Here is a 21,292-nt window from a genome sequence, read left to right on the forward strand (position 1 = left end):
TATAATAAAATAATTAATAAAATATTCTTTTTTAATACTTTGTATTATATAACAGATATTCATATATATTTTTATTCTTAATATTTAATACAAATAACCGTATATAATTTTTTATCTAAAAATATAAGTCATATCTTAATTGTATTTAATAAAAGCTTTATATGGTCTATAGTATACACCATATAAAGCTTATAAAGTATTAGTTATTTAACTCAAAACTTTTACATTCTGTATCTTTGCATTCTTTGCAAGAGTAATTGCCACCAACAGATATTGTGTTTAATTTACAATAATTAGATGCATCAAAATGTTTACAGTTTGATATAGAGCATTTTATACAGCCATTAATATTAGACATAATATCACCTCCTATTATATTGTTAGCAATTATAAAAAAAATATTCTTAAAATATTTTATAAAATAAATTTTTAAGGGGGTAAAATTTATGTATACTTTTGCGGATTTACATTGTGACACAATAACTGCAGCCTATGAGAGAAAACAAAATTTTTTTAAAAATAATTTACACATAGACATAGAAAGACTAAATAATTTTAAATCGCCAATACAAGTTTTTGCTATATGGTTATCAAAAAAATATTATAAAAATTCATTTTATATGACAAATAAAATGATAGATTTTTTTGAAGAACAGGTAAAAGAGTATAATCAATTTATAAGTAAAGTTAAATGTTTTGATGATATACATAAAAGTGATAAAATAAATGCTATGTTATCCATAGAAGGTGGAGAAAGTATAGAAAATAATATAGAAAATTTATACCATTTTTTTGATAGAGGTGTTAGAATATTAACATTGTGTTGGAACTATGAAAATAATATAGGTTTTGGTGCATTTACAAAGTCTAAAGAGGGGCTAAAGCCTTTTGGTAAAGATGTTGTAAAAGCTATGAACAGTATAAATATGGTTATAGATGCATCTCACTTAAATGAAGAAGGTTTTTGGGATTTATACAAAATATCAAAGAAGCCATTTATAGCTACTCATTCTAATGCGTATAGTATTTGTAACCATTTTAGAAACCTTAAAGATGACCAGTTAAAGGCTATAAAAGATTGTGAGGGTATAGTTGGTATAAACTTGTATCCAAAATTTTTAACAAATAAAGACAATGCAACAGATGAAGATATTTTTAGGCATATAGATTATATGGCAAACATATTAGGAGTAGATAGAATATGTTTAGGTGGAGATTTTGATGGCATAGAGGATACTCCTTTAAATATAGAAAATATATCTAAATATTCAGATTTATTTGAAAAAATAGAGAAAATATATGGAAAAGAGATTTTAGATAAGATATCATATAAAAATTTTTATAACTTTTGTAAAAAAAACTTAAAAAAATAAAAGACCTAATAGGCCTTTTATTTTTTTAAGTTTTTTTGGATTATTATATACATTATAGAAGCTATAAATACAGAAATTATATCTGCAAAAGGTTGTGCCCATACTATTCCATTTAATTCAAACAACATATTACCAATAATAATAGCAGGGACAAAGGCAAAACCTTGTCTACAAAGGGAGACAATAAGAGCTGACCCACCTTTACCCATAGCCTGAAATGTAGACATAAGGATAAATTGTACCCCAAGTATAGTGTAAGCAGACATAGTTGCTTTTATAAAATATTTGCCATACTCTATAACTTGTGGAGGTTCTTTTAAAAATATTTTTACAATTTGTTCTGCAAATATAAATGTAGTTAAAAATGATGTTGTTCCTATTATAATGGCACAAGCCATACTAAATTTTATAGCTTTATTCATTCTAGTATAATTTTTTGCTGCAAAATTATACCCTATAAAAGGTTGTGAACCTTGAGATAGGCCTAATAATAACATTATTGCAATTGTACTAACTCTACCAGATATACCAAGAGCTGTAACAACCGTATCGCTATAATGAGCAGCAAAGTTATTTAATATAATATTGGCAGCACTTATTAAAATTGTATTTAATGATACAGGAATGCCAATTATTAAAATATTTTTTATTATATTAGTTTGTAAAGAAAAATATTTTATATTAATAGATAGACAAGTTTTTTTAAATAATAAATAATAAATATAATATACACAGCTAGCAATGTTACCAATAATAGTTGCTAAAGCAGCACCTGTTATACCCATATTCATATTTAAAATCATAATAGGGTCTAGAACTATATTTAATATAGTACCTATCATCATACCTATCATAGCTTGTTTAGATGCACCTTCTGCTCTAATTATACCACCAAAAGCAGTTTGTAAGCATATAAAGGTAGCACCAAGTGATAATATTATTAAATATGATTTAGAAAAATTATATGTATTGGTGCTTGTTCCTATAAATTTTAATACAGGTTCTATAAATAAAATAAGTGTTAAAGTACATATTATACCTGTAACTATACAAAAATAAAAGCTAAAAGAAGTAACATTTTTAATTTTTTCATAATTTTTTTCTCCTAAAAGCCTAGATACATAAGCTCCACCGCCTATTGCAAATATATTTCCAAATGACATAAGTAGTAGAAATATAGGTAAACACAAGGTAACTGCAGCAACTTGATTTTGGTCTTGTGTCTTAGCTACAAAAAATGTATCTGCCATATTATATATTATATTTATTAGCATACCTAATATTGTAGGCATAGCTAATTTACCTATTGCCTTTGGTATAGGGTATTCTTCAAATAGTTCCTTATTCATTTTTTCACCTCATTAATAGCATTTGGCTTAGAAAAATAAAATATTAAGCCTAATATTATTTTGTTAAACTAAAAATATAACATTTAAATTGGGTATATATTTTAGAAAAATATAAGCAAAAGAAAAAGGCTATAAAATAGCCTTTTGTACCAGAATGCCGGTGCCCTCTTTTGACACCTAGCGTAGGCTAGGTGGGTTTCCGCAAAAAAGAAATTTGCCTTCCTCTGCCCAAAGGGAATTAGCTTGAGGCCTGGCATATTCTTTTAGATATAAGAATCCCATATAAGAAATGTAGGTTCAAAATAAAGGGTAAACGAACATTCCAGAAATTTAATCTATAAACATTATAATATATTTTTATATAAAAATCAATAATTTATTCATAATAAATTATATATTATTACACAAAATTGTAATATAAAGTTTATAATATTATACTTATTATAGAAATATCAATACCTAATATTTTATAATTTACATAAATTTTTTTAATGAAATTTCTAAATCTTCTATGTTAGATACATTATTTACTTCTAACTTTAAGGGATTTTTTAAGTCTAAGCTAAAAATTCCCATAATAGATTTAGCGTCTATAACATAATCATTGGAAGTTAAGTCAAAATCTCCATCAAACTTATTTATTAAGCCTGAAAATTCTTTTACCTTATCTACCGTATCTAAAAGGATATTAAAACATTTCATATTAGTTCCCCTATCTATAAATATTATTTAAATAAACTATATTTTTATTTTAAAACTTTATTTTAAATATGTCAAATATTATGTTTTTTATTTATTAAAAAGGGAAACATAATTTATATATAATAAAAAAGGAGAATGTAATGGAAAAATTTTTAATAAAACAAAGTTTAAATATAAAAGGTAATGTATATATAGAAGGGGCAAAAAATGCTTGCCTGCCAATACTTGCAGCCACCATACTATCTAATGGAAAAACAACAATAAAAAGAGTTCCCTTTTTATCAGACATAGATGTAATGTGTAGCTTGCTTGAGGATATAGGTATAAATATAAAAAAAGATACAATAAATAAATGTATAGACATTGATACTAAAAATATTTTTAATAAAGAAATTTGCTACGAACTAGTGAAAAAAATAAGAGCCTCATTTTTATTAGCAGGACCATTATTAGCAAGGTTTGGAAAAGTGGTTATACAAATGCCAGGAGGTTGTGCTATTGGTGTTAGGCCAATAGATTTGCACCTAAAGGGATTTAAGGCTTTGGGGGCAGAAATAACTCAAAAGCACGGTGTTATTGAAATACAGGCTAAGAACGGGCTTGTAGGAACAGAAATATATTTAGATTTTCCTAGTGTTGGAGCAACAGAAAATATAATAATGGCAAGTGTTTTAGCTAAAGGAGAAACTATAATATCTAATTGTGCCACAGAGCCAGAGATAGTAGATTTAATAGAGTTTTTAAATAAAATGGGGGCTAAAATAGACGGAGCAGGTACAGAAACTATAAAAATAAAAGGTGTAGATAGCCTTAATAGTTGTAGCCATACTATAATACCAGATAGGATAGAAGCAGGTACATTTTTAGTATTAGGTGCTGCTGCAAAAGGAGAATTAAATATTTTAGACGTAGATTGTGAACATTTAAAGGCAGTTACATCTAAACTTAGAGAGATGAATGTTTATATAGAAGAAAAAGAAAACTCTATAAAAGTTTTTGGCAAAAATATTTTAAAAAATGTAGATATAAAAACAATGCCTTATCCAGGATTTCCTACGGATATGCAACCACAATTTATGTCTTTAATGGCTATAACAAAAGGTGCAGGTATTATAAATGAAACTATATTTGAAAACAGGTTTATGCACATAGGAGAGCTTAGCTTAATGGGAGCTAATATAAAAGTGGAAGGCAGTAGTGCTATAATAACTGGGGTAGATAAAATAACGGGAGCTAAAGTAAAGGCAACAGATTTAAGGGCAGGAGCATCTCTTATTATAGCTGGTGTATGTGCTGAAGGAGAAAGTGAAATAAGTGATATATATCATATAGAAAGGGGTTATTACAATATAGAAGAAAAATTGAAAAATATAGGAGTAAATGTAATAAAAATAAAAACTACCTAAAAGGTAGTTTTTATTTTTATTACATTTACTCATCTCAATTATTTATTTTCACAAATATAACATTTGTTATATTTCCATCAAATTTAAAATACCAATAATAGTTTTAATTTAGTTTTATTAGCACCTTATAAATGAAAATATGTTAATAAAACTTGGCTAAAGTATCCCTCAAAATTCTCATCATTATATGATTTTAAATAATCAAATTGGTTAGTAAAAGTAAATTATTTAGCTTTTTAGGATCATTATAAGCTATAACAGAGAGCATTAATAATTACTTTAATTATTTGATATTTTTTTCATATTTAATTCTCCTAGCACCAAGTTTAGCTACAACAATTTTTAAGAATAAAAATAATATTATTTTTATTCTTAAAAATTGAAAGAGTGGCTATTTTTTAGGTATTTAAAACACTTTAAAATAATGTTCATATAAAAGTATATATATCTTTAATTTATTTGTCAACCGAAATAGAATAGATTGTAATAAATTGTAGATAAAATGTAATAGGTATCAAAAAATAAATAAATATATTAACTTTTTATACAATATATTTAAAAATTTATTAGAATTTTAAATATTAGAATGGACATAATAAAATGGGGTGGTTATTATGAAAAATGAAAAGAATAAAATAAGCATTTTTGTTTTTTTATCATTTATATTTATAATTTTTAGAGAAATATATTTTGGGATAGTATATTTATACAATATATGTTTAAGTAGAACAAATAAATTTGCTATGATGAAGTTATTAGACGTTAAAAAAGAAACTATGATAGTTTTAAGAGATTTTAAAGAAGAAAAAGGTAAAATAAAAGGTTGGCTTAAAACTACGTTAGTAAAAGGGATAAAAATAAAAAGTTTTGATAAAAAAACATTATTTGCAGAATGGTTTATAAATGACAGTAATAAATGGGTTATTATATTACACGGGTATGGTGCTAATGGCAGGTTTATGTACTATGTAGCAAGAAAATTTTATAAAAAAGGATATAATGTATTGTTACCAGATTTAAGAGGTCACGGTATTAGTGGTGGAAGCTATGTAGGTATGGGTTGGCACGATAGACTAGATTTGATTAGATGGATAAAAGAAATTGCAAAAATAGACAAAAGGGCGAAAATAGTTTTATATGGGGTATCTATGGGTGCTAGCACAGTACTTATGGCATCGGGTGAAAAACTACCTAAAAATGTAAAATGTATTATATCTGATTGTGCATATACATCTGCCTATGATGTTTTTAAACATCAGTTACAAAAAGCTAAAAGAGTACCTGTTACGCCATTTTTATCTATAATGAATATAATATGTAAAATAAAAAATGGATATTCCTTAAAGCAGGCATCTACAATAAAGCAAATAAGAAAAAATAAATTACCTATATTTTTTATACACGGTGCAATAGATGATTTTGTACCAACTTATATGGTTTTTGATTTGTACAAAGAGGCAAATTGTGAAAAAGAGCTAATGGTTGTAAACAATGCAGGGCATACTGTATCTGAAATGGTAGAAAGAAAGATATACTGGAGAAGAATATCTTTATTTTTGGACAAATATTGTTAATTTATTAAAAATGTGATAAAATAATAAAAAATATCTTGAAATTATATTAAATAAACATACAATAAGATAATTTTTAATAATTTATATATATAGGTTGGTTATTATGAAAATAGAAGTTTTTTGTGAAGATGATACAAAAGAAATAGCATATAATATTGCTAAAAACGCAAAATCTGGCGATATATATTGCCTTTGTGGAGATTTAGGTACAGGGAAAACTCAATTTAGCAAAGGATTTTCTAAAGGGCTTTTAATAGAAGAAGATATTACAAGTCCTACCTTTACTATTGTAAATGAATATGATAAAGGTAAATTACCTTTTTATCATTTTGATGTATACAGAATAAACGATGTAGAAGAATTATATGATATAGGGTATGAGGAATATTTTTTTGGAAATGGTGTTTGTCTTATAGAATGGGCAGAGCTTATAAAAGATATTATACCTAAAAATGCTACTTGGATAAAAATATATAAAAACCTTGAAAAAGGGGAAGATTATAGAATTATAGAGGTGATAAAAGATGAACATATTAGCTATTGATACAAGTGGTGTAGTTGCATCTGTTGCTATTGCTAATAATGAAAAAATATTAGGTGAAATAAATTTAAATTATAAGCAAAACCATTCTGTAACAATTATGCCTATTATAGACAATCTTTTAAAAATGCTAGAAATGGATATAAGTGATATAGATTATTTTGCTCTGTCTAAAGGCCCAGGGTCTTTTACTGGACTTAGAATAGGAGCAGCTACCATTAAGGCTATGGCTCATATACTTAATAAAAAAATAATACCAATATCAACATTAGATGCTATGGCCTATAATATAATGGATAGCAATAGATATATTGTACCTATTATAGATGCTAAGGCAGAAAGAATTTTTGCTGGCATATATACAAATGAAAATGGTATGCTAGTGCCTATTTTAGAAGAATGTGCAACTACTATAAGAGAACTTTTAGAATATATACTATCTAACGATATAGAGCCTATATTTTTAGGAGATGGTGCTATATCTTATAAAAATATTATAAAGGAACATTTTAAAGAAGAAAATTTTGCACCAATATCTTTAAATATGCAAAGAGCAAGCTCATTAGCTAGTCTTGCTTTTTTATATGAAAAACAACAAAAATATGTAGATTATAATAACTTAGAGATAGAATACCTTAGAAAACCTCAGGCAGAAAGAGAGCTAGAAGAAAGGAAAAATAGTTAATGGCACAAATTTTAAAAATGACAACAGAGCATATAAAAGATGTACATAAAATAGAAGAAGACTGTTTTTCTATACCTTGGAGCGAAAAGTCCTTTTACGATGAAATTACTAAAAATAAAATGGCTATTTACATAGTTGCAAAACAAGATGATGAAATAATAGGCTATGGAGGTATGTGGCACGTTATAAACGAAGGGCATATCACTAACGTAGCTGTAAAAAAAGAACATAGAGGAAAAGGTATAGGGAAACAAATAATAACTGCTCTTATAGATATAGCAAAGGAAAAAGAAATGATAGGTATAACTCTTGAGGTTAGGGTAAGTAATAATATAGCTAAAGCTTTATATAAACAAAATGGATTTATTATAGAGGGAATAAGAAAAGAGTATTACGATGACAACAGGGAAGATGCAATTGTAATGTGGAAACATTTATAACCATAAAATAGACTGGAGGGATTAATATGGTTAAAGAACTAAAATATAAAGAATTAAAAGGCATATGTGATATAAAACTAATAGAAAAGCTTGAAAATATACAAGCAGATGACAATATAATAGGGCAAAACAAAGCAATAGAAGCTTTAGAGTTTGGTCTTAATATAAAAAATAAAGGATATAATATATACGTTAGTGGGCCTGTTGGTTCTGGCAAAACTACATTCTCTAAAAAATATGCAAAAAAATATGCCATTAATGAAAAAACTCCAGATGATTTAGTGTATGTATATAACTTTGAAAATCCTAAATGTCCTAGAGCATTGTTTTTAGAAGCAGGCCTTGGGAAAGAATTTAAACAAGAAATAGATGACTTAATATATACCCTTAGTGTAGAAATACCAAAAGCCTTTTCATCTAAAGAACACGAAGAAGAAAAAAATAAAATAGTTAAAGAATACAACATAAAAAGAGATGAAATTATTAAGCAAATAACAGAGCTTGCAAAAGAAAAAGATTTTGGTATAAAAAATTCTAATACAGGGATATACTTTATGCCTATTATAGATGGAGAAACTATATCTGAAGAAGAATACGAAGATTTATCCGAAGAAGAAAAGGAAATAATAAGCAAAAAATCGGAACAATTGCAAGAAGATGCTACAAAAACAATGAAGCTTATAAGAAATATGGAAAAAGATACTAAAAAAGATATAGAAAATATAGAATATAATTTAGGATTATTTACTGTGGGGCATTATATAAATGCTATACAGTCTAAATATAAAGATAATAAAAAGGTTACAGAATATTTAAAAGAGCTTAAAGAGGATATTATAGAAAATATAGATAATTTTTTAGAAGAAGAAATAGAAGAAGAAGAAGGTATGCCTATTTTACCTCTATTAAATAAAAAAAATGATGAAGAGCTTTTTGCTAAATATAAAGTAAATGTTATAGTAGATAATAGCAAGCTAAATGGTGCACCTGTTGTTTTAAATTATAACCCAAGCTATACAAATTTGGTAGGTGAAGTGGAGTTTGAAAACGAACTTGGAAACTTTACAACAGACTATATGAAGATAAAAGGTGGTATATTCCATAAGGCAAACGGAGGTTATTTAATTTTACATATAGATGATATTTTAAAAAGTGCTTATTCTTTAGAAACTATTATAAGAACATTAAAAACAGGTGAAGTTTGTATAGAGCCTTTAAAAGAATATCAGCTAGGTGGAATAGCTATTACTACTATAAAACCAGAGCCAATTAAAGTAAACCTTAAAATAATACTTATAGGCTCTAGTTATTATTATGATATTTTATCAGAATATGAAGAAGATTTTTTAAAGTTTTTTAAAATACATTCTATATTTGATTATGAGATGGACAATAACGAGGAAAATATAAGTGATATAATAAAATTTATAAGAAATTTTGAGAAAAAAGAAAATAGTTTAAAGTTTGATAAAACAGCTATTAAAGTTTTAGTAGAACATATTATACGCTTAGCTGGTAAGAAAGATAAGCTTAGTACAAAATTTAACGCTATAACAGAAATTTTAATAGAGGCAAATACTTGGGCAAAAATTGATGGTGCTAGCATTGTTTGTGAAAAATATATTAAAAAAGCAATAGATAAAAAAATAGATTTTATCAATCTTTATGAAAAAAAATATGAAGATATGATATTAGAAGGCGATATAATGATAAAAACAGACGGTGCAGAAATAGGGCAAATAAACGGGTTGGCTGTTTTAGACTATGGTAGTTATAGCTTTGGAAAACCTACAAAAATAACTGCTACAACTTATGTTGGAAAATCTGGTATTGTTAATATAGAAAAAGAGGCAGAAATGAGTGGAAGTATACATAATAAAGGTGTACAGGTAATAACAGGATACCTTGGAAGAACGTATGCCAATTTATTTCCACTTAGCTTATCTTGTAGAATATGTTTTGAGCAAAATTACAATGGTGTAGATGGAGATAGTGCATCTAGTACAGAATTATATGCTATAATATCTAGCCTTTCTGATACTCCTATTAAACAAGGTATTGCTGTTACAGGGAGTGTAAACCAAATGGGAGAGATACAACCTATAGGTGGAGTTAATGAAAAAATAGAAGGATTTTTTGATATATGCAATAAAAGAGGGTTAACAGGTACACAAGGCGTTTTAATACCAGTACAAAATGTAAAAGATTTATGCTTAAAAGATGATGTTATAGAGGCTGTTAAAAATGGAAAATTTCATATATATCCTATATCTAATATAGATGAAGGGATATATATTTTAATGGGTGAAAAAGCAGGCAAAAAAAATAAAAACAATACCTTTACAAAAGATAGTATCCATTTTAAAGCTATGAAGAAATTACAATATTTTTACAAAAAGGGTAATGAAGAATAGTTGGAGGGGTAGTTATGTATAAAGCTGTTATATTTGATATGGACGGTGTTATATTAGATACAGAAAAACTTTTAATGAAATGTTGGCAAGATGCTGGTAAAGAATTTAATATTTCAATAGAAAATAAGCATTTGTCTAAAATGAGAGGAGGTACTGTAAGTGTAATAAAGGAAGTTTTTGAAAAAATATTTGGTACAGATTTAGATTTTTATAAAATAAGGGAACGCAGGGAGCAAATAAAAGATGAATATATATTAAAAGATGGAGTACCAGTTAAAGAAGGCATAGAAGATTTTTTAAAGTATTTAAAGAATAATAATATAAAAATTGCGCTTGCAACATCTACTATTAAAGACATTGCTATAAAATATTTAAAAGATGTGGATTTGTATAAATACTTTGAAGTGATAATATGTGGAGATATGATAGAAAAAGGAAAGCCTGCTCCAGATATATATTTACAGGCTTGTAATAACCTAAATGTAGAGCCAAAAGATGTATTAGTTTTTGAAGATTCTAGAAATGGTATATGGTCTGGACATAGTGCAGGGTGTGATGTTGTAATGGTTATAGATATAGATGATTTCTACGAAGATACAGAGGACAAAATAGTTTTAAAAATAGACAATTATAAATTAGCTATGGACTTTTTAGAAAAGGCAAAGGAGAATTAAAAGTGAATAATATAGATAATAATAAAAACAATCCATTAGCAACAGAAAGTATAGGAAAACTACTGTTAAAAATGGCTATACCTGCTGTTATAGCTCAAATAGTAAATTTACTTTATAACATAGTAGATAGAATGTTTATATCAGGGATACCTAATATAGGCACACTTGCATTAACAGGTGTTGGGGTTACATTTCCTATAATAACATTAGTATCGGCATTTGCAAGTTTAATAGGTATGGGTGGCTCTCCACGAGCTGCTATAAAAATGGGGCAAAATGACTATGATGAAGCAGAAAGAATACTTGGAAATTCATTTATAAGTATTGTGTGGATATCTGCTATATTGACAGTATTTTTTCTAATATTTAACGAAAAACTATTATTAATGTTTGGTGCTAGTGAGCAAACATTACCTTATGCTAAGGAATATATAAATATTTATGTTATTGGTACTATATTTGTACAAATAGCTTTAGGGTTAAATCCTTTTATAAATTGTCAAGGATTTGTAAATATTGGAATGAAAACAGTTTTGATAGGTGCAATACTTAATATAATACTTGATTTTATATTTATAAAAATATTTAATATGGGTGTAAAAGGTGCAGCTCTTGCTACTATTATATCTCAAGGTGTTTCTGCTATATGGGTTTTAAGATTTTTGGTTTTATCTAAAATTTCAAAAATAAAAATTAAAACAAAGTATTTTAAAATTAATAAAGCTGTAATATTACCTATATTAGCCCTTGGAGTATCTCCTTTTATTATGCAAAGTACAGAAAGTCTTTTAAGCATTGCTTTTAACTCTTCATTAAAAAAATATGGTGGAGATATAGCCGTAGGGAGTATGACTATATGTGCTACTATTATGCAATGTGTAGGGTTAATATTAACAGGTATTGGGCAAGGCTCTCAACCTATTGTAAGCTTTAACTATGGCTATGGAAAAATGGATAGAGTTAGAAAAACATATAATCTTGCCATAATAGCCTCTATACTTTTTGCAGTAGTAATGTGGGTGTTATGTCTTATAAAACCAGAAATGTTTGTAGGAATATTTGCAAAAGAAGATGAAGATATGATGTCTTATGCTAGTATAACTTTAAAGATATATATGTTTTGTTCATTTTCAATGGGTATTCAATATACTTGTCAGCAAGTATTTGTTGCCCTTGGGCAAGCTAAAGTTTCATTATTTTTAGCAATTTTTAGAAAAATTATATTGTTAATACCAATTATATATATATTACCAGCTATTATACCAGATAGTTTTATCACATCTTTCCAAAATTTAGTTTTTCCTATGAGCATAGAAAATAAGGTGTTTTCAGTATTTTTAGCAGAGCCTATATCAGATTTTATAGCTGCTACTACAACAGGAATTTTATTTATTATTATAACTAAGAAGTTAAATAAACAGTTTAACCAACAAAATATTTGTGAAAATAAAAATTAGTAATTGATATTGTAATACTTTAGTGTTAAAATTATATTTATAATTGGTATAAAGGAGTTTTTATGATTAATTTTAATGAAGAAATTTTAAAATTTAAGCCAATTGTTGAAATAGACGATATAGAAGACTCTGTTATAAATGATGAGATATATGATATAATAGATATTATTAAGGAAATAACAAAAGATAGAGATAGGGGTTAGCTTAAAATGAAGTGTCCTATATGTGAAGTAGTAATAGCAAATAGCCATATATGTCCCAACTGTAATGAAAATGCTTATGTTTTAAATAAGATTTTTAATATATCTGTAAGGCTTTATAATGAGGCTTTACAAAAAGCAAACCAAAGAGATTTTTCCAATGCTATATCTTTAATAGAAAAAAGCCTATATTTTAATAAAAACAATATAGAGGCTAGAAATTTGCTAGGATTATTATATTATCAAACAGGTAGGCTAGGAGATGCTATTAAACAATGGGTATTAAGTTCAAACATTAATCAAAATGATAACAATAAGGCTTTTTATTATTTAGATACTTTTAATAGTGACATAAGAAATTTTGAAAAATTAGATGATTCTGTTAGATTATATAACCAAGCTATAAAATACTTAAAACATAAAGATGACGATTTGGCTATTATAAGGCTAAAAAAGGCACTTGATATAAACCCTAATTTTATAGATGCTATGAATTTATTAGCTTTTTGTTATATAATACAAAGAAAATATAAAAAAGCCTTAAAAATTTTACATAATACGTTGTTATTAGATAAAAATAATAAAATGGCATTAAGGTATATAAAGGAAATAGAATCTAAAAAGAAAAAAAATAAAGACATTTTATCAGAAGAATATATATACAATGGTATGATAAAAACTATTGATGAAGATGACAATTATAGGTATACAAAATTTAATAATAACAGTTGTAAGGCAATAGGTTCTTTTATACTTGGTGTATTATTATGTGGATTATGTATGTATTTTTTGTTTATACCAGATTATACACAAAAAAAATCTTTAGAGATAGAACAACTTAATAATGAAATAAATAGTATAAAACAAAAAGAAAAAGATATAATTTTACAAAAAGATGAAGAAATAAAATCTTTACAACAACAAAACGAGAATATAAAAAAACAATTACAAATATATTTGGACAAGGAAACTATAAATATTAACTATCAAAAGATAGAACAAGCATTAAGTTTATATAAAAAAAATAAAATAACAGATGCTAAAAATGTAATAAATAGTATTAATACTAGTGGTTTTAATGAAAAACAATTAGTAGAATATAATAAAGCAAAAAATAAAATTAATTAATAAGCTACCGATTTTATCGGTAGCTTTAAAAATAGGAGAAAAAATGACGTATAATTTATTAAAAAAAGAAAATATAGATAATATTGGAGAAGGATATTTATATGAACATATAAAAACTGGAGCAAAAGTTGTTTATATAAAAAATAATGATAAAAATAAGGTGTTTTCTGTATCTTTTAGAACATTACCTAAAAATAATACAGGTGTATTTCATATTTTAGAACATTGTGTGTTATGTGGTTCTAAAAAATATCCTTTAAAAGAGCCTTTTAATCAGCTAGATAAATGTACTATAAATACCTATTTAAATGCTATAACTTTTGCAGATAAAACACTATACCCAATAGCAAGCCCTAACGATAAAGACTACTTTAAGCTATTAGATGTTTATTTAGATGCAGTGTTTTTCCCTTTAATAGAAAATAAAAAAGGAATATTTTTGCAAGAAGGTTGGCATTATAATGGTAAAGAAATAAATGGTGTTGTATACAATGAAATGAAGGGAGTATATTCTACACCAGATGCTATAATAGATTTTAAGGTAAAAGAAAAGTTGTTTAATAACGGCTATGAATATGATTCTGGAGGACACCCAAGTTATATTACAGATATTACATATGATAATTTTATAAAAACATATAAAAAGTATTATAACCCATCTAATAGTATAATCTATTTTTATGGAGATTTAGATATAGATTATTATTTAAATTATTTAGATAAAGAGTACTTATCAAAATTTAATAAATGTAATATAAACATTATAGAAAAAAGTGTAGATTTAAACAAACCTATAATATTTGAAGATTTTTACTACACAGATGAAGATTTGGAAGAAGAAAAGAATTATATACAAGCTAGCTTTAAAATGAATTTTTCTAAAGACGAAGCAAAAAATATAGCTTTTGATATTTTGTCAGATATATTAACAGAAAATCAAGAAGGGATACTAAAAAAAGCTCTTGTTGATGCTGGTGTATGTACCGATGTTACTAGCTATATAGATGATGATATGTTAGAGCCTGTATACACTATATTAATAGAAGGCACTAAAGAAGATAGTATAGAAAAATTTAAAAATATATTAGAAAATACTATAAAAAATATAAATATAGATGAAAAGCTAATAGAGGGTGGTATAGCTACCAATGAGTTTTATTTTAAAGAAAAAGATTTTGGATATAAGCCAGAAGGATTATTTTATAACATAATACTTCTTAAAAATATGCTTTATGGAAAATATGATTTTGATATATTAAAATTTGACAAGCTTATAGAAGATATTAAACATATAGATTTTAAAAATTTATTAATAGAAAATACTATAAATAATAATAATGCTATATATTGTATCTTAAAACCAACGGATAAAAAGCAAAATATAGATAATAAAAATTATACAGAAAATACTAAATATTTATTAGAATACCAAAAAGAGATAGACAAGATAGAAGATATAGAAAAGATACCACCTCTTAAAATAGAAGATATAGAAAAAGATATATTTAAAATTAATACTGAAATATTAAATGTAAAACACAGACCTTTAATATATAATAATATAAACTCTGAAATATCCTATTTTAATATGGTTGTAGATATATCTAGTTTTAGTGAAACATATGGTAAATACATAAGTATATATGTATATTTATTAGGAAAATTAGATACTAAAAATTATACAAGCGAAAAGCTCGAACAAGCTATAAATATATTGATAGGTGGGGGTAGTACATATAATGGTTTTATATCTCTAAAAGATGATAAGTTTTTTAATGCTTTAGGATTTTCAGCGAGAATTTTAAATAAAAATATAGAAAAAGCATTTAATATAATTAATGAAATATTTAAAAATACTATTTTTGATAATGAAGAGAAATTAAAATCTTATATATTAGAATTTTTATATAAATGTGAGCTTGATATATTAAAAGACCCTAAACAATATTCTATAAAAAGAGCCAAAAGTTATATATGTAAAAAAAGTTTATATATAGAAAACGTAGAGGGTATAGAATTTTATAATTGGCTAAAAGATTTATGTAAAGATATAGATAAAAATATACACGATATTATAAAAAACTTATTGTATATAAAGGATAATATTTTAAATATAAATAATGTATATTTTGGTATAGGTTGTAATAAAGAAGCTAAAAATGTATGTTTTACAAGTATTGAAGAATTAACAATTTTTAATGAAAATAAAATAACAAATAGTATAAAAGAAAAAGAAAAGTTAAATATAAAAAATGAGGCTTTTTACATATCATCAGATGTAAACTACAACACTAAGGTAGCCTTTTTAAATAAAGTTGATTTTAAATATACTGGATATTTAGATGTTTTAAAAAGAATAATACAAAGTGATTATATGTGGTATAAAATAAGAACAGAAGGTGGTGCTTATGGGGGAGATATATCTATATCAGATAGTGGGCTTATTGTATTAAATTCTTATAGTGACCCTAATATTTTAAAAACTTATGATAACTTTAATAAAATACCAGATTATATAAAAAATTTAAGTATTAGTGAAAAAGAGCTTCATATGTATAAAATAGGAACTATAAATATATTAGATAGGCCAATGAAAAATTATGAGATAAATCAAGTTGCTATGAATAGATATTTTAAACAGCTAGATGAAAAAGAAATATATACACAAAGACAACAAGTTTTAGATACTAATATTAACCATATAAAAGATTATTTTGAAGTAATTAAAGGTAGCTTAGCAAAAAATAGTATATGTACAATAGGTAATAAAGAAGACATAAATTTATGTAAAAATATATTTTTTAATGTAAAAAGATTTAATTAATATTTGAAAAATATAACAATATATGGTATTATTAATTGTATATTTATACTATTTTAGGAGGATAAAAAAATGGATTACAAATCAGCAGGTGTAGATGTAGAAGCAGGTTATAAATCTGTAGAGCTTATGAAAGAGCACGTTAAGGCTACTTTTAGAAAAGAAGTTTTGACAGATTTAGGAGGTTTTGGTGGTTTATTTTCTATTGAAAAAGCAAAGGATATGAAGCAACCAGTTTTAGTATCTGGTACAGACGGTGTTGGAACAAAGTTAAAGTTAGCATTTTTAGCAGATAAGCACGACACCATAGGGATAGATGCTGTTGCTATGTGTGTTAATGATATAGTTTGTAGCGGAGCAGAACCTTTATTCTTTTTAGACTATATTGCTTGTGGTAAAAATTACCCAGAAAAAATAGCAAAAATAGTAGAAGGTGTATCTAAAGGCTGTGTTATGGCTGGGTGTTCTCTTATAGGTGGAGAAACAGCAGAAATGCCAGGTTTTTATCCAGAAGATGAATATGACCTTGCTGGTTTTACTGTTGGTATATTAGATAATGCAAATGTTATAGACGGTAAAAAAATAAAAGACGGAGATGTTTTAATAGGTGTTAGCTCTAGTGGTATACATTCTAATGGATATTCTCTTGTAAGAAAAATATTTAATCCTAATAAAGAAAATATAAATGAATATATAGATGAGCTTTCTCAAACTTTAGGCGAGGCTCTTCTTACTCCTACTAAAATATATGTAAAAACTGTTTTAGAGCTTATTAAAAAAGTTGATGTAAAAGGTATAAGCCATATAACAGGTGGTGGTTTTGTAGAAAACATACCAAGAATTATTCCTAAAGGTCTTAAAGTAAATGTAGAGGACGGTTCTTTCCCTGTGCTACCTATTTTTGAACTTATTATGAAAAAAGGTAATGTAGATAAAATGGATATGTATAAAACATTTAATATGGGTATAGGTCTTGTTTTAGTTGTAGATAAAGATGATGTGGAAAAAACAATATCTTGTTTAAAAGAACTTAACGAAGATGCATTTGTTATAGGAAATGTTACAAAAGGAGAAGGAATAGAAATATGTTTAAAATAGGTGTTTTAGTTTCTGGTAATGGCACAAACTTACAAGCTATTATTGATAGTATAAATAACGGATTTATAAAAAATGCAAGGATAGAAACTGTTGTAACTAATAAAGAAGACGCATTTGCATTACAGCGTGCTAAAAATAACAATATAGAAACAAAAATTATAAAAGTAAAATCTTTTGAAAATAAACAATTATACGAAGATGCACTAATTGATTACTTAAAAGAAAAGGAGCTAGACTTAATTGTTTTAGCAGGTTTTATGGTTATTCTTTCTGAAAAGTTTGTAAATAGCTTTAAAAATAAAATAATTAACATACACCCTTCTTTAATACCAGCATTTTCTGGAGAAGGGTATTATGGGCTTAAAGTACACGAAGGTGTTTTGAAAAGAGGTTGCAAAATAACAGGAGCTACTGTACATTTTGTAACAGAAGAGGCAGATGATGGCCCTATTATTATACAAAAAGCAGTTTCTGTTAAAGATGATGACACAGAAGAAACATTACAACAACGTGTAATGGAAGAGGCAGAATGGTTAATATTACCTGAAGCTATTAATCTTATTTTAAATAAAAAAATAAAAATAGTAGATAATATTGTTAGGAGGATATGTTAATGAAAATTCTTGTAGTTGGTGGTGGTGGTAGAGAACACGCTATTGTACATAAATTATCTAAATCTAAAAAGGTAGATAAAATATATTGTGCACCAGGTAATCCTGGAATTAAAGAATTGGCAGAAACAGTTAATATATCACCTATGGATTTTGATTTACTTATAAAATTTGTAAAAGACAATAATATAGATATGACAATAGCTGCTATGGACGACACTCTTGTAGCTGGCATTGTAGATGAATTTGAAAAAAATAATCTTAAAATATTTGGACCTAATAAGAGAGCATCTATAATAGAGGGTAGCAAAGCTTTTTCTAAAGATTTGATGAAAAAATATAATATACCAACAGCAAGCTATGAAAATTTTTCTTCCTATGAAGATGCAATTAAATATGTAGAAAGTCTAAGTTTTCCTATTGTTATAAAAGCAGACGGACTTGCCTTAGGAAAAGGCGTTTTAATATGTAAATCTTTAGATGAGGCTAAAGAGAGCCTTAAAGAGATTATGTTAAATAAAAAGTTTGGAAAATCTGGAGAAAACGTAGTTATAGAAGAATTTATGGTAGGTAAAGAAGTGTCTATATTATGTTTTTGTGATGGGAAAACTATTGTCCCTATGGTATCGGCACAAGACCATAAAAGAGCCTTTGATAATGATGAAGGCCCTAATACTGGTGGTATGGGTACTATATCTCCAAGTAAATACTATACAGAAGATATAGCTAAAACTGCTATGGAAACTATATTTGTACCAACTATGGAGGCTCTAGCTAAAGAGGATAGAGAGTTTGTTGGAGTATTATTTTTTGGGCTTATGCTTACAGAACAAGGGCCTAAAGTTATAGAATATAACGCAAGATTTGGGGACCCAGAAACTCAAGTTGTGCTACCTAGATTAAAAACAGACTTAATTGATATAATAAATGCTTGTTTAGATAAAAAGCTTGAAAGTATAAACATAGAATGGGAAGACTATGCTACATCTTGTGTAATATTAGCATCTGGAGGATACCCTGATGCTTATGAAAAAGGATATGAAATAACAGGGTTAGAAGAATGTAAAAATTTACAAGATGTGTTTATATACCACGCAGGCACAAGCTTTAAAGATAATAAAATAGTTAATAATGGTGGTAGAGTATTAGGTGTTATGGCAAAAGGTGAAAACTTAGAAAAGGCTTTAGAAAAATCCTATAATGCACTTAATATAGTACATTTTAAAGATAGCTTTTATAGAAAAGATATAGGAAAAAGATAGTAATTATATAATTAAAAATATTAAGTATTTAAGCTACTTTTATTATTTAAGAGTAGCTTAAATGTAGTAAAAAGGAAGTAATTTTTTTGAAAAAAGATTTTAAAAGTTTTTTAAAATTAGCAATTAAAAACTTGATAACATTAGTTTTAATAGTTGCTTTTATAATAGTGTTTTCTGCTATATTTGGAAGCGAAAACCAACTTATAGGTGTTGGGTTAGTAACTGGACTTATGATGTTTTATAGTGTAGATTTAGGGCTTAATAAAAAGCAAGCACCTTTTATTATTTTAGGTATATGTATGTTAATGGCTATATCTAACATAGTGTCTATTTATAATATTTATTTGGCTATAGTATTTAATATTTTTACTATATATATTTTTATGACTTTATCAACAGTACATTTAATGTATAAAACCTATATGCCATTTATTTTAATGTATATTTTTGCCGAAGGTATGCCAATAGAGCAAAATCAAATAACAAAAAGAGTTTTAGCATTTATCTTATCGGGGGTGATTTTAACATTAGTTTATTGTATAAAGCATAGAAAATTACAAAATGGTAAAACAGTAAAAGATATATATAAGGATATTAGTTTATCAAAGGAAACAACTATATTTAATATAAAAATGACTTTAGGTATAACAATAGCTATGTTTTTGACAGAATTTTTTAATATAGAAAAAGGTATGTGGATTAGTATAACAGTAATGTCTTTAACACAGCCACATTTTAGTATGACTAAAGAGAGGATAAAACATAGATTTTTAGGTACAGTTATTGGTGTTGTATGTTTTTTTATACTTTTTGGAGGGCTTATACCATCAGAATTTTTTGGAATTATAGTAGCTATTTTATCTTATATATATACATTTATGAAAAGCTATTGGATACAAATAATATTTGTAACAATAAATTCTTTAAATGCTGCAAATGGTGTATTTAACACATCTTATAAAGCAGGTGCTTATAGGGTATCATTTATATTTTTAGGAATATTAATATCTTTATTTATTGTATTTTTAGAAAAAATGCTAGATAGAAAAGTTAAAGAATATCCAAGTGATGAAGAAGAAATACAAGAAAATAAAGAACAAAATATATTATCTAATAAACAAGAAGTATTGACTAATGGTGATGAAGTGTGTTAAAATTTAATATAAGTAAGACAGATGGTCGCATACTTTGGTATGAGGAAAGTCCGAGCTCCATAGAGCAGGGTGCTGGATAACGTCCAGTGGAGGCGACTCTAAGGAAAGTGCAACAGAAATAAACCGCCTATTTGTAGGTAAGGATGGAAAGGTAAGGTAAGAGCTTACCGCTTTCTTGGCGACAAGAAAGGCTCTGTAAACCCCACCTGGTGCAAGAACATTGAAACATATAAGGTTGCTCGCCTGTTTCATAAAAGTTCGCAAGAGGCTACTGGTAACAGTAGCACTAGATAGATGACCATCAAATACAGAACTCGGCTTATAGGCTTGCTTATATTTTTTAAATTAATTGGCTCTGTCACAACAAATGGTTGATTTTGACGAGAAATAGCGTATAATAATA

19 protein-coding genes and 2 other RNA genes are annotated in these 21,292 nt (G+C 26.3%); 17 read left to right on the top strand and 4 right to left on the bottom strand.

Annotation, left to right across the window (positions count from 1 at the left end):
* Window positions 1–199: 199 nt before the first annotated feature.
* On the bottom strand, window positions 200–358 hold the full coding sequence (locus tag R5Z65_RS06980) for a DUF1540 domain-containing protein (RefSeq protein WP_317368102.1): 159 nt from the start codon (window positions 356–358) through the stop codon (window positions 200–202).
* An 88-nt stretch (window positions 359–446) separates the two neighbouring features.
* Here R5Z65_RS06980 and R5Z65_RS06985 point away from each other — a divergent pair, with 88 nt between their 5' ends.
* Entirely contained in the window at window positions 447–1,373 is a 927-nt protein-coding gene (locus R5Z65_RS06985) for a dipeptidase (protein ID WP_317368105.1), read from the top strand.
* 17 nt (window positions 1,374–1,390) lie between these two features.
* On the opposite strand, the gene R5Z65_RS06990 is transcribed toward R5Z65_RS06985, so the two are convergent.
* The 3 genes from R5Z65_RS06990 to R5Z65_RS07000 all read right to left on the bottom strand — a co-directional run bounded on the left by R5Z65_RS06990 (window position 1,391) and on the right by R5Z65_RS07000 (window position 3,424).
* The gene (locus R5Z65_RS06990) at window positions 1,391–2,722 is read right to left on the bottom strand and encodes an MATE family efflux transporter (protein ID WP_317368107.1); all 1,332 of its coding nucleotides are present in this window, start codon (window positions 2,720–2,722) and stop codon (window positions 1,391–1,393) included.
* A 142-nt stretch (window positions 2,723–2,864) separates the two neighbouring features.
* A non-coding RNA gene (ssrS, locus tag R5Z65_RS06995) (6S RNA) lies at window positions 2,865–3,054 on the bottom strand.
* Between the two features lie 142 nt (window positions 3,055–3,196).
* Entirely contained in the window at window positions 3,197–3,424 is a 228-nt protein-coding gene (locus tag R5Z65_RS07000; protein WP_317368109.1) for an HPr family phosphocarrier protein, read from the bottom strand.
* Between the two features lie 140 nt (window positions 3,425–3,564).
* Here R5Z65_RS07000 and murA point away from each other — a divergent pair, with 140 nt between their 5' ends.
* The 16 genes from murA to rnpB all read left to right on the top strand — a co-directional run bounded on the left by murA (window position 3,565) and on the right by rnpB (window position 21,227).
* Window positions 3,565–4,830: a UDP-N-acetylglucosamine 1-carboxyvinyltransferase gene (gene murA / locus R5Z65_RS07005; RefSeq protein ID WP_317368110.1), complete on the top strand. Its 1,266-nt coding sequence runs from the start codon at window positions 3,565–3,567 to the stop codon at window positions 4,828–4,830.
* 614 nt (window positions 4,831–5,444) lie between these two features.
* The gene (locus R5Z65_RS07010) at window positions 5,445–6,404 is read left to right on the top strand and encodes an alpha/beta hydrolase (RefSeq protein ID WP_317368112.1); all 960 of its coding nucleotides are present in this window, start codon (window positions 5,445–5,447) and stop codon (window positions 6,402–6,404) included.
* 103 nt (window positions 6,405–6,507) lie between these two features.
* Window positions 6,508–6,948 carry a tRNA (adenosine(37)-N6)-threonylcarbamoyltransferase complex ATPase subunit type 1 TsaE gene (tsaE, locus tag R5Z65_RS07015; protein ID WP_317368113.1) on the top strand — a complete coding sequence of 147 codons (441 nt, stop codon included), beginning with the start codon at window positions 6,508–6,510 and terminating at the stop codon, window positions 6,946–6,948.
* On the top strand, window positions 6,929–7,630 hold the full coding sequence (gene tsaB / locus R5Z65_RS07020; RefSeq protein WP_317368114.1) for a tRNA (adenosine(37)-N6)-threonylcarbamoyltransferase complex dimerization subunit type 1 TsaB: 702 nt from the start codon (window positions 6,929–6,931) through the stop codon (window positions 7,628–7,630). The genes tsaE and tsaB overlap by 20 nt, the downstream gene beginning before the upstream one ends.
* Window positions 7,630–8,070: a ribosomal protein S18-alanine N-acetyltransferase gene (gene rimI, locus R5Z65_RS07025; protein WP_317368116.1), complete on the top strand. Its 441-nt coding sequence runs from the start codon at window positions 7,630–7,632 to the stop codon at window positions 8,068–8,070. Before tsaB ends, rimI begins: the two co-directional genes overlap by 1 nt.
* 26 nt (window positions 8,071–8,096) lie before the next feature.
* Entirely contained in the window at window positions 8,097–10,484 is a 2,388-nt protein-coding gene (locus R5Z65_RS07030) for an ATP-binding protein (RefSeq protein ID WP_317368118.1), read from the top strand.
* Between the two features lie 14 nt (window positions 10,485–10,498).
* Window positions 10,499–11,158 carry an HAD family phosphatase gene (locus R5Z65_RS07035; RefSeq protein WP_317368119.1) on the top strand — a complete coding sequence of 220 codons (660 nt, stop codon included), beginning with the start codon at window positions 10,499–10,501 and terminating at the stop codon, window positions 11,156–11,158.
* 71 nt (window positions 11,159–11,229) lie between these two features.
* Window positions 11,230–12,615 carry an MATE family efflux transporter gene (locus R5Z65_RS07040; protein WP_317368133.1) on the top strand — a complete coding sequence of 462 codons (1,386 nt, stop codon included), beginning with the start codon at window positions 11,230–11,232 and terminating at the stop codon, window positions 12,613–12,615.
* Window positions 12,616–12,677: 62 nt separating this feature from the next.
* Window positions 12,678–12,818: a hypothetical protein gene (locus R5Z65_RS07045; protein WP_317368121.1), complete on the top strand. Its 141-nt coding sequence runs from the start codon at window positions 12,678–12,680 to the stop codon at window positions 12,816–12,818.
* A gap of 6 nt (window positions 12,819–12,824) precedes the next feature.
* Window positions 12,825–13,943, top strand: coding sequence for a tetratricopeptide repeat protein (locus tag R5Z65_RS07050; protein WP_317368123.1), 1,119 nt, complete (start codon window positions 12,825–12,827; stop codon window positions 13,941–13,943).
* A gap of 43 nt (window positions 13,944–13,986) precedes the next feature.
* Window positions 13,987–16,767: an insulinase family protein gene (locus tag R5Z65_RS07055; RefSeq protein WP_317368124.1), complete on the top strand. Its 2,781-nt coding sequence runs from the start codon at window positions 13,987–13,989 to the stop codon at window positions 16,765–16,767.
* A gap of 69 nt (window positions 16,768–16,836) precedes the next feature.
* Entirely contained in the window at window positions 16,837–17,862 is a 1,026-nt protein-coding gene (purM, locus tag R5Z65_RS07060; protein WP_317368125.1) for a phosphoribosylformylglycinamidine cyclo-ligase, read from the top strand.
* Window positions 17,850–18,476 (top strand): phosphoribosylglycinamide formyltransferase, encoded by a 627-nt coding sequence (purN, locus tag R5Z65_RS07065; RefSeq protein WP_317368128.1) that lies wholly within the window; start codon window positions 17,850–17,852, stop codon window positions 18,474–18,476. The genes purM and purN overlap by 13 nt, the downstream gene beginning before the upstream one ends.
* Complete coding sequence (gene purD / locus R5Z65_RS07070; protein WP_317368129.1) at window positions 18,476–19,735, top strand: phosphoribosylamine--glycine ligase; 1,260 nt, start codon at window positions 18,476–18,478, stop codon at window positions 19,733–19,735. Before purN ends, purD begins: the two co-directional genes overlap by 1 nt.
* An 86-nt stretch (window positions 19,736–19,821) precedes the next feature.
* A complete protein-coding gene (locus R5Z65_RS07075) occupies window positions 19,822–20,889 on the top strand; it encodes an FUSC family protein (RefSeq protein ID WP_317368131.1) in 1,068 nt (355 codons plus the stop codon).
* Between the two features lie 9 nt (window positions 20,890–20,898).
* Window positions 20,899–21,227, top strand: an RNA gene (gene rnpB / locus R5Z65_RS07080) — RNase P RNA component class A.
* The last annotated feature ends 65 nt before the right edge of the window (window positions 21,228–21,292 follow it).

The organism is uncultured Tyzzerella sp. (assembly GCF_963558545.1).
Lineage (GTDB): Bacteria > Bacillota > Clostridia > Lachnospirales > CAG-274 > Tyzzerella.